This window comes from Sutcliffiella sp. FSL R7-0096 (assembly GCF_038595065.1).
Classification (GTDB): Bacteria; Bacillota; Bacilli; order Bacillales; family Bacillaceae_I; genus Sutcliffiella_A.
Genome location: NZ_CP152003.1, coordinates 1408576 through 1422617, shown reverse-complemented (window position 1 = coordinate 1422617; position 14042 = coordinate 1408576). Strand labels below are relative to the sequence as shown.

Below are 14042 nucleotides of genomic sequence, written 5' to 3'. Positions count from 1 at the left end.
ATTTCGGTACCTAGTCTCAACTGTTCCCTAGATATATTTAGAATTGCATATGGCGGTTAATCTCCGTTACAGGCGCTTCGCTTTCTGCGGGCCTTTCACTACGATCAACATGGTTATTTGTACATCTTTGAAAATTAATTAACTTTATCTACAAGCTGACTAGTTACCATATCAGTACCTAGTCTGTAGAGGGTTTTAAGGTTTTACATCATGATGCCGCCATCCACATGCAACACCGTTCCATTCACATAATCCGACTCATCTGATGCAAGATACAGATACGCATTCGCAATATCACCCGGCGTACCAAGCCTCTGCAGGGGTATGACCTGCAGCAACCCTTGTATCACCTTCTCCGGTACAGTGGCTACCATATTTGTATCCACAAAGCCCGGGGCTACGGCATTGACATTAATATTTTTCCTGCCAAATTCCTTTGCCCACGACTTTGTCATTCCCACCACTGCTGCTTTGGATGCCGCGTAATTCGTCTGACCGACATTACCATAAACACCGCTCACAGAAGAAGTGTTGATAATTTTCCCTTTTCCATTTTCCAACATATGTGGGACCACTGCCTGTGTACAATTAAAGACGCCGTTGACATTGACATCCATTACCTTTTGGAAGTCTTCTCCGCTCATTTTCAAAAGCATATTATCTTTTGTAATGCCTGCATTGTTAATTAATATATCAATCTTGCCAAATCTTTCTTTTACCATGGAGACCATCTCCACAACCTTTTCCTGATTGGCTACATCCACTTGATAGAATGCCGTCTCCCCTTCCGTTTGAAGTTCCGCCGCCCTTTGTTCCCCTGTGGTTGCGTCATAATCCACAAGGGCCACCTTTGCCCCCTCTTTTAGAAATAGTCGTGCAGCTTCAAAACCAAGTCCATTAGCCGCACCGGTAATGATAGCAATTTTCCCTTCTAATCTCATTTGTACTGTTCCTCCTGTTTCGATACGAATGATGTAATCGCTTGCAATAGTTGTGGCAGATCGTCTACTTGTGCAGAGTGTCCGCACCCTTTCAATGTAACAAGCTTCGCCACTTCACCAAGATCCTCCACTATTTCGTTTGCCATCTGTTCTGAAATGACAAGGTCTTTTTCTCCTGCCAAAACGAGTACAGGGATATTGATATTTTTCGCTTCACCAGTACCTTCTTTCAAGCCGTTATGCTGGGTACTGATATTGAATGTATTAAGTGCATGCAATATTTCTGGATAGTTACGTTGTGTCAACATATCCTCCAGATATGCCTCATAACGGGCAGCTTCCGGTTTATTATCATGGTAAATGGCATAGTCCCAAATCATTCTAAGTACATCCTTATTCCGTGATTCATAAGCCTTGGAAATGGTGATGGTCCTTGTCTTGTCTTCCAATACCTGGTCATAGCTTGATAATCTTTTATCAAAATCCGGTTGTCCGCTTTCACCGGTCTCGAACATCGGATATCCTCTTGTGGATGCGGAAGCAAGCAAAATAAGCTTTTCCGCATATCCTGGATGATCGGAAATGAACTGCATAGCCACAGCCCCACCAGTCGACCAACCTGCAATCGTAAAGCCAGAAAGCGCCAACTCGTTCACGAACAGTTTAATGTCAGTTGCCAAGTCCTTGATGGAATATATTTTCTCGTTATAAGTGGATTCACCGAACCCCCTCATGTCCACTGCGACAAGGTGAAAAGAAGAATCTATGTTTTCCATCAGGAGGTCCCAATGCTTGGAAGAAGTCATATTCCCATGGATGAGGACTATGGTTTCCCCGGCACCTTCCCGTTCCCTATAGCCGTACGTCTCCCCATTCGGCAGTTTCACTTTCTTTTGTACGATCATTATTTAAACCTCCTTTAAGGTTTCCCCCATTGAATAGTGGTTGCTCCCCACGCATAGCCTATACCTGCACTCACAAGTACAATGATGTCACCATCTTTAATTCTGTCCTGCTGCAAAGCAAGCTCTAAGGAAAGAATCTGATCAATTTGCCCGATGTGGCCATAGTTTTCTAGATAGATAGATTGATGTTCCGTCAAGCCAAGTTCCTGAAGGACATAATCATGGGCAGATTTTTTCATATGAAGAATTCCGAGATAATCTACATTCTCTTGGGTAAAGCCGCTTTTTGATAATGACTCTCTTATCACTTTCAGGAAATTATTCATTGATTTTTCTTCTAGTCTTGATTTCATCCCTTCCGGGTCCAGTACATCCAGCGTATTTTTCTTTAATTCCAAAGCTTCTGCTGAAATGGGGTATTTCGTTCCACCGGCAACTACGACAACGTCTTCTGAAAAGGAACCGTCCGTAATAAGATGGGATGACAATACCGCATTTTTCCCATAGTTCTTTTTTAACAGGATGGCACCCCCTCCTGATCCAAGGTTATACATGAAACGGGTGCGAGGGTTTGTATAATCAATAAAATCTTCATTGCGATAACCACCTGCAAGCAAGACGGTCCTAAGGGATTCATCCGCTACCATCATGTCCTTTGCCAGCTTCATCCCCATTATCGTGGTTCCACAACGCAACGCCATATCAAATCCAACTGCATTTACCGCCCCAAGCTGTTTTTGCATATAAAGGGCTGCCGTCCATAAAGGATATTCCTTATGCTCTTCTCCGATATAGATGATCAGGTCTATTTCTTCCGGAGCAACATCCCCCTTTTCCAAGGCTATTAGTGCAGCTTTTATACCCATTTCACAAGTATGATCCCCAGAAGAGGCGACAGGCTTGGATTTTATGCCAAGTTTTCCTTCCACCACCTCTATAGGTATTCCAGATTTTTCGGCAATTTCCTTGCTGGTCATGAAATTTTCTGGAATAAATGTGCCGACACTGACAATTCCAATGTTTGTCATGACCTCACCCACTTAGTTTTTCTTTCATAAATTCACTTACTTTTTCAAAGGAAGTTACGGTTATTTCCTCTTCCCCTTGCACATGGCTAACCGTTATTCTCCATACCGGTGTCGGTTGTCCTGCATCCAATAAGCTTGTGCAACGTACAATAAAGGATGCTACTTGAGGCTGACTGAACATTCCTTCTCCTCCTCTCACCCCGAAATATCCTTTTCGTTTTGCCCAGTAATCTGCGCTCCTTTTTTTCTTACCCACCACATTTTTACGGTACCTACAATACCTTGCGGGAAAAACATCACCACCACAATATAGAGGATTCCAAAGAAAATGATCCAGCGTTCAAATATCCAATGCACCTTCGCAAGGTCTGTCAACCAGTGGTGTGCAAACTCTATCAATCCTGCGCCAATAATGGCACCAACCAATGTGCCTACACCTCCAATGATGGTCATCAACAAGGCATCAAGTGTGACATCCACTGCAAAGACGGAGGTATTGACAAATCTTAGAGTCAAAACATAAAGACTGCCGGCAAAGCTTGCAAGGACCCCTGCCACTACACTAGCTATAACTTTATAATGCAATACATGATATCCGAGCGATTCTGTCCGGTCCTCATTTTCCCTTATTGCTTGGAGGACCTTCCCTACTGGGGAATGTGTAAATCTTCTTAATAAAAGAAAGATCATCACCATAAGAATTAAAGCAATTAAATATAAATTCAATCTGTCTCTTAAAGGGTCCGGTATACTAAAAGTAAATCCATCGTTGCCAAAGGTGAGCGTTCTCCATTTTTCCGCCAACACCAAGAAAAGCCCTGAGAAAGCTAGTGTTAACATCGCATAAAAATGACTTTTCAATCGGAGGGAAAGCATGCCAACGATATAACTCACAATGCCTGCAATGATGGCACCTACCAGTACTGCCAGCAGAAGCATGGGAATAGTACTATCATATTGCTTCAGCATGATCCCTGTTGAATAGGCACCGATGCCAAAAAACATTGCATGCCCAAAAGAAACGATCCCTGTATAACCAAGCAGGATATCATAGCTCATTGCAAAAATGGCAAAAAGGAAGATCTGGGTGAACATAATTAAGAGAGTTCGCGAGTCTGTGACAAAAGGGAGGGCAAGAAGCATCAGGAAAATAATGAAATACACAGTATTGGATTTTGTCATATATCTGTTCATGCGCTCACCCCTTTACTCCAAATAGACCTTGAGGACGGAAGATCAAGACAATGGTCATCAGCAGCATGTTGACTGCCAGCGCTAAGTCCGGTACGTAGTAAGCCATAAATGATCCGCTTATTCCTACCAGGATGGCTGCAAGGACCGAACCTGTTATACTTCCCATCCCACCGATTACCACCACGATAAATGCCAATATCCCAAACTCAAGTCCCATCTCCGCGTAGATGACTCCAGAATATGGTCCGAGCAGCATCCCCCCGAGCGCGGCCATTGCCGCTCCCGCCATGAACACAAGCATGAACACCCTTTTTATATTAATGCCCAGAGCCTGCACCATCTCCTTATTAATGACACCCGCACGAACGATAAGACCTATTTTTGTGTTTCTTAAAATATAGAAGATGACTCCAAAAACAAGCGCCCCTATTACAATGATGAACACACGGTATTTTATGATGATGATATCTCCAAATTCCCAGCTCCCGCTCAAATAAGATGGGGTTCTCGCACTGAGCTGATTAGGGCCGAATACCACTTTAATCATCTCACTTAAAACAAGCATGACCCCTAACGTGATCAGGATTTGCTGTACGTGATTTCCATAGACAGGTTGAATGATAAAACGCTCTAACGCCAACCCTAATATAAGTCCAGTACCTATTGCTGCTATTATTCCAATCATAAAACTTCCTGTTGCCGTGTACACCCATATTCCGGAGAAGGCCCCCCAGGCAAATAGCCCTCCATGGGCAAAGTTCAGAACATCCATAAGACCAAATATCAATGTAAGACCAGCAGCAAGCAAGAATATCAGCATTCCAGTTGCCAATCCATTTACTGTAAGATTCACAAATATCTCCACGTATCGCCCCTCCTATTATGCAATTCCAAGATAGTTTCTCTTTAGTTCCTCATCCTCCTTCAGTTCATGCATGAGACCATGATGTACAGTTCTACCGTCATCCAATATATAAAAGGAATCCCCAATTGTACTAGCCATGTAAAAATTTTGCTCCACCAAGATGATGGTCGTTTCTTTTTTCATCTCCTGGATGGAGTTCATCACTTTTTCCACCATGATTGGAGCAAGCCCCTTACTTGGTTCATCAATTAATAACAGCTCGCTATTATTTATATAGGCCCGGGAGATTGCCAGCATCTGCTTTTGTCCTCCACTTAAATTTCCGCCTCGTTTTTTCCAATATGTCTTAAGATCAGGGAATAGATCGAGAATCCAATCCAATTTTGCCCGTGTTGCGTCATCATTCTTTCTCATGGCGACCTTCATATTTTCTTCCACTGTCAGTTCCCCGAATACACCTTGATCTTCAGGAACATAACCTATTCCTTTATTGGCAATTTCATAGGTTGCCAGTCCGGTAATATCCTCTCCATTAAAAATAACCGAACCTTTTTGAGGAGGGTTCAATCCCATGACACTTCTGAGAGTTGTTGTCTTACCCGCCCCGTTCCTACCTAAAAGAACGGTGACCTCTCCTTGTTTTACTTCAAAGTCAACACCTTGCAATATATGAAACTGTTCGATATATGTCTGGATCCTCTCCACTTTAAGAAGCGTCGTCATCATATAATCCTCCCAAATACGCAGACTGTACCATTTCATTATTCATAATCTCTTGAGGAGTACCGTCTGCCAACAGTCTACCGTTGAACAACACCGTTACAGAATCAGATAAATCCAAAATCATATCCATTTTGTGTTCAATCAGGACGATGGTCCGGTCCCCCTTTGCTTTTATCAGTTTGATAACTTCCAAGATTGCAGGAACCTCTTCTATTGACATACCTGCAGTCGGCTCATCCAAGAGAAGGATTTCCGTTTCCAGCGCCAGGAGCATCGCAATCTCAAGCTTTCTCTTTTCCCCATGGGCAAGATTCTTTGCGATAGAATGGGCTTTGTTCTCCAATAGCACCGTCATCAATAGTTCCATTGCCCGCTTTTCGAATTCCTTAAAGTGAAGGAAGTGAGAGAACATGTTATACCGGACGCCTCTTTGTGATTGAACAGCCAGGCGAACATTTTCCAACACGGTCAGATTGGGAAACACATTTGTTATTTGAAAGGAGCGGCCAATTCCTTTTCTTGTCCTTTTCATCGGAGGGAGCTTTGTAATGTCCTCCCCTTTCCAGAACACTTGCCCCTTTGTCGGCTTTAACTGCCCACTCAACAAATTAAAAAAGGTTGTTTTTCCAGCTCCATTTGGGCCGATAATGGACTTAAAATGATAAGGTTCGACCGAAAAATTCACGTGGTCCACTGCCACATGCCCACCAAAATTTATCGTTAAATCCTTTGTTTCTAAAATTGGAATCAAAGTTACTGCCTCCTTTTTTTCAAGGGTTTCTCATACTACAAAGGAACCTCAGAGCAGCGCCCCAAAGTTCCTTCCACTTCTTACTGATTATTTCGAACTGGTGGCGCTGTTTCCTCAGGAGTCAGTTCCCTCATCAACACAGGAACCGGATAATCAAAACCATCCACTTTCTCCAGACGCACAGCATATAAAGTTTGGAGCGCCTGATGATCTTCAGCACGGAACGTCATTTGACCCTTCGGAGTATCAAAGCTCATCCCTTCCATAGTCTCAATGATTAGGTCCGTATCCGTATCACCTTCTGTTTTCTTCAGCGCCTCCACAATTGCTATGGCAGCACTCATTCCGCCAGGAGTAAATAAGTCCGGGACTTCTCCATTAAATTTCTCCTTATGCTTTTCCACCAGCCAATCATTGACCGGATTGTCTGGTAGTGTGTGATAGTAAACCGAGAATCCTTCCATTCCAATCAACTGCTCCATCGTGTATAGTGCTGCAATATCTGGAGCTCCCGTAGAAATTTTTATTCCTCTTTCTTGAACTTTCATATCAGAAATCTGGTTCCATGGTGAGTTTGCACCTGCCCATACTACAAACAGATAATCAGGCTTAGCATCCAGGATTTTCTGAATGTTAGAGGTGAAATCGGTTGCTGCCGGATCTGCGTATTCTTCCAAAACAATTTCTGCCCCCAAGTCTAATGCAGCTTCTTTAAAGGCGGCAACTCCATCGTGCCCAAATGAATAGTCTGGTGCCAATGTTGCTATTTTCACCCCTTCACCAGCAATTGCAGCCGCACCGGCCACAGCATCTTGGGAAGAGTTTCGTGCTGTGCGGAAAATATACTTGTTCCAATCCGCTCCAGTAATACTATCTGCTACCGCTGGCTCGACCAGCATCACTTTCTCATATTCCTCCGCAAGCGGAAGCACTGCTAAAGTATCTCCAGAACTAGAAGATCCCACCAAGAAATCCACTTTGTCATCTTCCAATAACTTTGTAGCTTTTTGAATGGCTACTTCCGGTTTAGTTTCCGTATCTTCCACCACAAACTCAATTTTGTGGCCGTTCACTTCCATGGTTCCTTCCGTCGCATACTCTAAACCAAGTTCAAATCCTTGCACCGTCTGCTTACCATACGTTTCAAGCGCTCCAGTCAGGGAAGCGAGCACACCAACCTTGATCACCTTTTTATCAGCATCTCCGCTTGAGTCTGGGTCTGTCCCAGCATTACTGTCACTGCATCCGGCCAAAACGAGCATTACCATGCATAAAAGCAAAAATCCTGACTTCCACTTTTTCATCTACCTTCCCCCTCAACCCATTGATTTATAAAGTTGTAGCTTCAGCTTATATGGTAGCGGTTACAAACGGGTTACAAGTAAGAAAAAAATAAACCCCACCATCCTGGCGGAGTTTAATTTGCTTTTCCTAATACCATATCGTACATCTGCTTCGTAGAAAACATCGGCTCTACACCGAGCTCACTTTCTAAATACTGCTTGCACTTAGCAAACCATTTCATTGCTTGTGACCGATTGTTCTTTTGATAATAACAAAACATCAGCAGGCGATAGGCCTCTTCCCAAGTGGGATCCTTTTCAATTACCCTCTCGCACCACTGTATGGCGGTGTCATATTCTTTTCGTGCTACTAAGAGCTGAGCAAGCTTTTCACTGCATCGCAAATAGTAGACTAAAAGACGTTCCCTCTCATTCAGACACCAATCCGCATACTTTTGGTCAGGAAGAAAGTCTCCTTTATATAAAGCCAACGCTTTTTCCAAAAATGATTGTGCCTTAGCTGGATCCTGTTCTTCCAGCCCTGCAGATGCAAATGATTCAAATTCAATAGCATCTACTATATACCCACTATTAGAGCTTAAACCGTAGGAATTTCCTTCTCTTTGAATAAAGAAAGGCTCTGTTCTTGCCTTCCTTTCAGGTTCTAAAGCATTGTTCAAGGCATTCAAGGCCACCTTAAAATCCCTTATCATGGATTTTTCCGGTACATTTGGCCACAATGCCGAAAAAATTTCATCCCGTACTACATGCTTGTTTCTTTTTGTAACGAAAAACTCCAGCAGTTCTTTTGCCTTTACACGCTGCCAGTCTTTCGCATCCACTTCCTTTTGACCCAACCAGACCCTGAAACTACCCAACGCTTGGATTTTCAAGGTGTAACCAGGATGGTTCTGAACATTTGAGAAGCCTAGCTCATTTAACAAGGATGTGACATATTCCCGCTGGATCCCCCTATTTTGCGCTTCCATAAGAAGTGGAGTAAACCGTTGAAGGTCACTTGGCCCAAAAGTGGTTCGATTAAATAGGATAAATTCATAGTTTCCTGTTTGTAAGGAATTCAAAAATGAATTGATGGAATTGGTGAAACCATTCCACTCTTGGCGTTCATAATGATAAATGGATTCCCATAAATTCAGCAGCATTTCTGCATACTTGTCTCCACACTTACGCAAAAGTTTACTTGCACGAAGGCCATAAAATTCTACTCTTTCCCACTTACTAGTTTGAATGGAAGCAATTTTCATTGCGAGATAGATGAGGCCTGATAGCCAATTGTCATTTACCTCTTCGGTTTCTTTCAACGCCTCTTCCCCGCATAGAATGGCTTTCTCATAGGCTCCCTGGTATGTATATAAAATACACAGCCCCATGTTTGCTTCTGCCTTCCCTCTAGAAACATTCAACTCTTCCATTATCTCCAGTGCAGTCTGATAACAGTCCTTTGCAAGAACACTATCGTATATCTCCATCAACTGTACGGCATGTCCAAGACGTATCCAGCCACACGCTTCCACAAAGGGTGCTTGAAGTTTAATTCCTTGTTTAATCCCTGCATCAGCCAGTACCTTTGCATGATCTCCATTGCCGATAAATGCTTCCACAAGCGATAATAGAAGATCTGTCTCTCGGTGTGATTGCGGCAGCGCCCCATCAGTCTCTCCTTTTTTCTTGTTCAGTAAAAGTTTCTTCGCCATCTGTAAGTTTCCAGAACGCAACAAGATCCTGGCTTCCAAGTTCCCTGCCTTCTCCTGTTTATAAACTGTATCCAGCTTTTCAAACCATTCCAGTGCTTTCCCTGCATGTCCGGCATTTAAAAGGTTTTCTGCCATAATCGCATAAAGTTGATTTTCTTCAGTTTTTTCAATAGGACAGGTTTCCAGCATTTTAATCGCCTCTGATAGTACTCTCTCGGCCTTAATTGGTTGGATAGTATCCAAATAAATTTTAGCAATTCCTTTTAGGGACCTTATGATCACAAGTGAATCACCAGATATCCTGTCAGCTTCCAGACCTTTTTTATACGCTGCTTCTGACTCTTCATATTGACAGCGATAGCGCAGGATCTCGCCTTGAATATACCACAGCATATAATATCTATCTTTAGTATGAACATTTACTTTGAGCAGTTTTTCCAATACATAGGAAAGCTGCCCCTGTTCCAGAAGTTGTACCCCGTGTTCATGAATCAGCGCTCCGATAGCTGAATAATCATTTATTTTTTCAAAGTGCGCAATGGCAGGGAGAACATCCCTTTGCTTCATATACCATCTTGCACATCGCTTATGCAATTGCATGTATTGTTGCTCTTGTACTTTAAGTCTTCTTTCCAGGAACTCTTTGAACAGGGCATGATAGCGATAACGATCCCTTCCATTGACGGTGATGAACAGGTGACGTTCTGTCAAGGATTGCAGCATGTAATTGGAACCATTGATCCCAAGAACTTCATCACATATCTCCCCGCTAAGCACATCCAATATGGATGTCTGTTCTAGAAATTGCTGTACCATAGGTGTCTGTTTCATGAACACCTCTGTAGCCAAATATTTGAACAAATCTTCCAATGTTCCTTGAGTCATGAACAGTACATCTGTTGATGTTTGCTCTACAAGGCGCTGACTCAATAAGCCTAATGCCATGACCCACCCCTCTGACAAAGAATAAATCAGTTCTATATCCTCTGTGCTTACATCCAGCATGTAAACATCTTGTAGGAGAACCTCCACTTCGTCTTTGGAGAATTTAAGATCGTCCTCCGTTATTTCCATAAGCTCATTTTTCACTTTCATCGCTGTAACCATTTCCCAATCAGGCCTTTGCCTGGTTATTAATAGTAAATGGAGATTGTTTGGGATATGATGCAATAACCAATGGAACCATATAATAATTTCTGTATTGTTCTGGACAAAATGAAAGTCATCAATTATTAGAATGAGAGGATTTTGGCTCTTGGCTATTTCATTAATAAATAAGGAACAAAAGTCTTGAACTTCTTCCTCTCGGATATACCTGTCCATTCTATCAAGGAAATGTAATAGATTTTCGCCAAACTCACCCTTTGCGTTTCTAATGGAGTGGATAACATATCTAAGAAAGGGAATTAACTCATCATCAAGTTCTGTTGCGGTATACCAACACGTAACAGCATCAAACGCAGGTACAAATGAAGCTACAATGGTACTTTTTCCATACCCAGGCCCAGAGTGGACCATTGTGACACCGAAATTAGTAACCGCTTTCAGTTTTCTTGCAATCTTAGCTCTCCTAAGGACATACTCCTTGACAGTTGGTGCCGTAATTTTGGTTTGCAAAATAGTATCTTGTGAATTCATTAACCCGCCTCCTTTTTTCAGAATCTTCTTAATTCAATTATAATAATTTACACTTCCAATATCACTAAAAAGAACAGCTTTCTACACAAAAGCTGTTCTTTACTTGAAAGTTGTATTAAATTCATCAAACGGCCAATAACGGACATGGACCTTTCCAACAATGTTCTCTATTTTCACAAAACCGAAGTGCCTGCTATCCAAGCTATTGAGCCTGTTGTCACCTATTACGAAAACATGCCCTTTTGGTACCTCATTTTGCCCCGTGATCTCTTCAAGAGAAAAGTCTCCGGTGAAATTCCCGCCGAATACCTTTAAATGATCGGAGCGGATAAACGGCTCCATCACAAGATTACCATTTACATATAGCATATCCTGCTTATATTCTATCTGGTCTCCCGGAAGACCAATCACTCTTTTCACATAATTGTACTCGGCATTTTCCTGTTGAAATACTACTACATCAAAACGTTCCGGCTTGGTAAAGGAGTAGACCATTTTATTGACCATAAGGAAATTTCCCTGTTCCAAGGTTGGGTTCATGGAATGACCTTCCACAATATAATTAGAAAAGAAAAGTGCACGAACCATAAGGACCAAAAGGAATGAGACAATCAACCACTTCATTGCCGATTTACGTTTTGTGATCTTTTCTTCCAAGTCATAACCCCCGAATTTCTATCTAATAGGACTTTAGTACTTTAATATTATCACAATATACTGAATTCTTACAAATAAATCTTTATTTATCCCCTGACAGCTGTAGACGAAGCTCTACTTTTTTCCCAATGAACCACAACACAAGCATGATGGTAATGGCAATTGCCGTCTTGATAGGGGCCCTTATGAAGGATAAAAGGTCATAACCAATATAGCTGATGGTGAAAATCATGACCATTTTCCCAGCTACCAGTGCAAGGAAAAATTGATAGAATTTTATCTTGGAAAGTCCTGCGACCACGTTGATCAAAAACGATGGTGTAAAAGGGAAACATAGCAAAAAGAAAATAGGACCGAATCCATGGCGTTCTATCCAGGACATCGTTTTCCTGATTTTTTCTTTTCTGAGCAAGGCCTGTATCCGGCGGCTTCTCTTTAGCTTATGTACAAAATAGTAAACAATCACCGCTCCCACCACGGAACCCGCCCATGAAATCAAAAAACCCATCCAGAGTCCAAAAGCAGCAGCATTAGCCATGACGATAACAATCAGTGGTAAAAAGGGCAGAAATGCTTCCAGTACCACCAACAAAAAGCCAGGAAGCATACCAAATGATTGATATTCCTCCAAAAGCCCAAGTAGATTCTCCATTGTCAGTAAATCCTTTATATATTCGATAAATTCCATTATGCTATCTCCACTTCTGTGCAAATCATTCTCTCTCTATTGTACTAGTTATTCCTTTAATCACCCAATAAATAACTTCAAATTTAAAAGAATCTATTTTTCACTGTACGATTGGCCACTTTTTAGTAGTGAGTAGCAATAATCTTTAAGAAAGGCTGTTTTCGTAAACTTTGGGGATATTACGTATTTTTAAACCATCCGTAATATTACTTACTGTCGTGCTCTTTTCGCTGGAACACTATTTATATTTCATGCATATCGAGAGTATCCAAGCTGTAAAAAGTCCAATTGCCGACTTTTTACTAGTGAATAGCAACAATCTTTGAGAAAAGAGCCTTAAGAAAAGAGCCTTTCTTAAAACGATCCATACCTTTCCTTATGCAATTTCTCAAATATAAAGATGCTCTTATAAAATGGGATATTGTATTCTTCTCCATCCTCAAGCGACCAGCAAGTGGAAAGTACACCATGCGCAAATCCCCAGGCCAGGATTCTTTTTTCATCAAGTTGCAGTTTTTCGACTAAAATATCGATTCTCCTCGAGAGAATCGGTTCTATGTTTTCCTCAGGGAGTTTATTTAAAAGAAATTGAATCGTATCGTATTCCCGTTCCCCTACTAATCCTTTAGGATCGATGGCTAGCCATGATGATCCCGACTTTAGTATATTGTAGTGGTGTAGGTCACCATGTAAGATATATCGCTGCTTTTTCTCCTCCAACAGACCATGGAAGGTTTGTATCGCTTTCTGAAGGAGTTCTTGTGTAATGGGATCTTTTCCTGTCGGGTGTTTCCTGTGGAAGTTCAACAGGCTACGCTCTCTTTCTTCTATTTCAGGCAGATCCGAACCTGGTGTTTCCCGTATCCATAATGACCCCATGATAGCAGCAGCGATTTCCGTTGCTTCTATGTCATCTTCGAGAGTGGCAAGCGTATCTCCTGGAGTCAGTCGTTCTAAGATCAATATCCCTTTTTCAACCTCAGTGTCGTTGATTCGGACCATTCCGTCCCCAGCAAAATATCTTAAGGCTTCTACTTCAGAATGGAACTCCTTATTGGGGACAGAGAGCTTCAAGACGACCTGTCCACCATCCTCCTTTTTGGCAGGAGCGACAAAGTTATAGGAGAGTTCAAAAGGTTGGAGAACCTTGAATTTCCATTTACTCTCGCAATAGTCAATCAATGCGTCAAATTTTTTGAGCCAGGCCTCCCCTTTCTCTTTATGTATGTTTTTTATTGTTTGAACATAATCAGGCGGTAAACTCATCATTGTCCTATTCTCCACGCCCTGTAAACGCCCAGCGGTGGCCATCAAGATCCTCAAGTTCAAATTGGATGTCTCCCCACGGACGGGTTACAGGCTCAGTAAGAACCTCATTGCCATTTTGATGATCTATTGGAGTGAGTCCATTTTCTTGAACATAGCCAAATAATTCCTTCACATCTTGGACGGCTGCATGGACTTCTGTGATGCCTGGATTCGTTACATCGGCTGGATGAAGCATTACCAGTCCACTACCAATGTGAAACCAGTGCATCCCTTCATATCCGTGTGAGTACTGGAACCCTGCGCTTTTGTACCATTCCTTGGAGCTTTCCGTGTCTTTACAAAATAATACGATATGGTCGAGTCCTTTAATCATATCGGTTGTTCC

14 protein-coding genes are annotated in these 14042 nt (G+C 42.1%); all 14 read right to left on the bottom strand.

The annotated features are described in order from the left end of the window. Positions 1-203: 203 nt before the first annotated feature. Positions 204-941, bottom strand: a complete 738-nt coding sequence (gene fabG / locus MKY77_RS07265) for a 3-oxoacyl-ACP reductase FabG (RefSeq protein ID WP_339149569.1) — start codon at positions 939-941, stop codon at positions 204-206. Next, positions 938-1846, bottom strand: a complete 909-nt coding sequence (locus tag MKY77_RS07260; RefSeq protein WP_339149568.1) for an alpha/beta hydrolase — start codon at positions 1844-1846, stop codon at positions 938-940. Before MKY77_RS07260 ends, fabG begins: the two co-directional genes overlap by 4 nt. Positions 1847-1860: 14 nt before the next feature. Continuing rightward, the gene (locus MKY77_RS07255) at positions 1861-2874 is read right to left on the bottom strand and encodes a 3-oxoacyl-ACP synthase (protein ID WP_339149567.1); all 1014 of its coding nucleotides are present in this window, start codon (positions 2872-2874) and stop codon (positions 1861-1863) included. Positions 2875-2878: 4 nt separating this feature from the next. Then, positions 2879-3055 carry a hypothetical protein gene (locus tag MKY77_RS07250; RefSeq protein WP_339149566.1) on the bottom strand — a complete coding sequence of 59 codons (177 nt, stop codon included), beginning with the start codon at positions 3053-3055 and terminating at the stop codon, positions 2879-2881. 14 nt (positions 3056-3069) lie between these two features. Next, positions 3070-4068 (bottom strand): branched-chain amino acid ABC transporter permease, encoded by a 999-nt coding sequence (locus tag MKY77_RS07245; RefSeq protein ID WP_339149565.1) that lies wholly within the window; start codon positions 4066-4068, stop codon positions 3070-3072. Positions 4069-4072: 4 nt separating this feature from the next. Further along, on the bottom strand, positions 4073-4933 hold the full coding sequence (locus MKY77_RS07240; RefSeq protein ID WP_339149564.1) for a branched-chain amino acid ABC transporter permease: 861 nt from the start codon (positions 4931-4933) through the stop codon (positions 4073-4075). A 15-nt stretch (positions 4934-4948) separates the two neighbouring features. Next, positions 4949-5656: an ABC transporter ATP-binding protein gene (locus MKY77_RS07235; RefSeq protein ID WP_339149984.1), complete on the bottom strand. Its 708-nt coding sequence runs from the start codon at positions 5654-5656 to the stop codon at positions 4949-4951. Continuing rightward, on the bottom strand, positions 5640-6407 hold the full coding sequence (locus tag MKY77_RS07230) for an ABC transporter ATP-binding protein (RefSeq protein WP_339149563.1): 768 nt from the start codon (positions 6405-6407) through the stop codon (positions 5640-5642). The genes MKY77_RS07235 and MKY77_RS07230 overlap by 17 nt, the downstream gene beginning before the upstream one ends. Before the next feature lie 80 nt (positions 6408-6487). Further along, positions 6488-7711: a substrate-binding domain-containing protein gene (locus MKY77_RS07225; protein ID WP_339149562.1), complete on the bottom strand. Its 1224-nt coding sequence runs from the start codon at positions 7709-7711 to the stop codon at positions 6488-6490. Positions 7712-7824: 113 nt separating this feature from the next. Next, positions 7825-11043, bottom strand: a complete 3219-nt coding sequence (locus MKY77_RS07220; protein ID WP_339149561.1) for a BTAD domain-containing putative transcriptional regulator — start codon at positions 11041-11043, stop codon at positions 7825-7827. A gap of 99 nt (positions 11044-11142) precedes the next feature. Further along, a complete protein-coding gene (gene lepB / locus MKY77_RS07215) occupies positions 11143-11667 on the bottom strand; it encodes a signal peptidase I (protein ID WP_339149983.1) in 525 nt (174 codons plus the stop codon). A gap of 115 nt (positions 11668-11782) precedes the next feature. After that, the gene (locus MKY77_RS07210) at positions 11783-12388 is read right to left on the bottom strand and encodes a TVP38/TMEM64 family protein (RefSeq protein ID WP_339149560.1); all 606 of its coding nucleotides are present in this window, start codon (positions 12386-12388) and stop codon (positions 11783-11785) included. Between the two features lie 354 nt (positions 12389-12742). Continuing rightward, on the bottom strand, positions 12743-13657 hold the full coding sequence (locus MKY77_RS07205) for an aminoglycoside phosphotransferase family protein (RefSeq protein WP_339149559.1): 915 nt from the start codon (positions 13655-13657) through the stop codon (positions 12743-12745). A 4-nt stretch (positions 13658-13661) separates the two neighbouring features. Next, positions 13662-14030, bottom strand: coding sequence for a VOC family protein (locus tag MKY77_RS07200; protein WP_339149558.1), 369 nt, complete (start codon positions 14028-14030; stop codon positions 13662-13664). Positions 14031-14042: the final 12 nt, after the last annotated feature.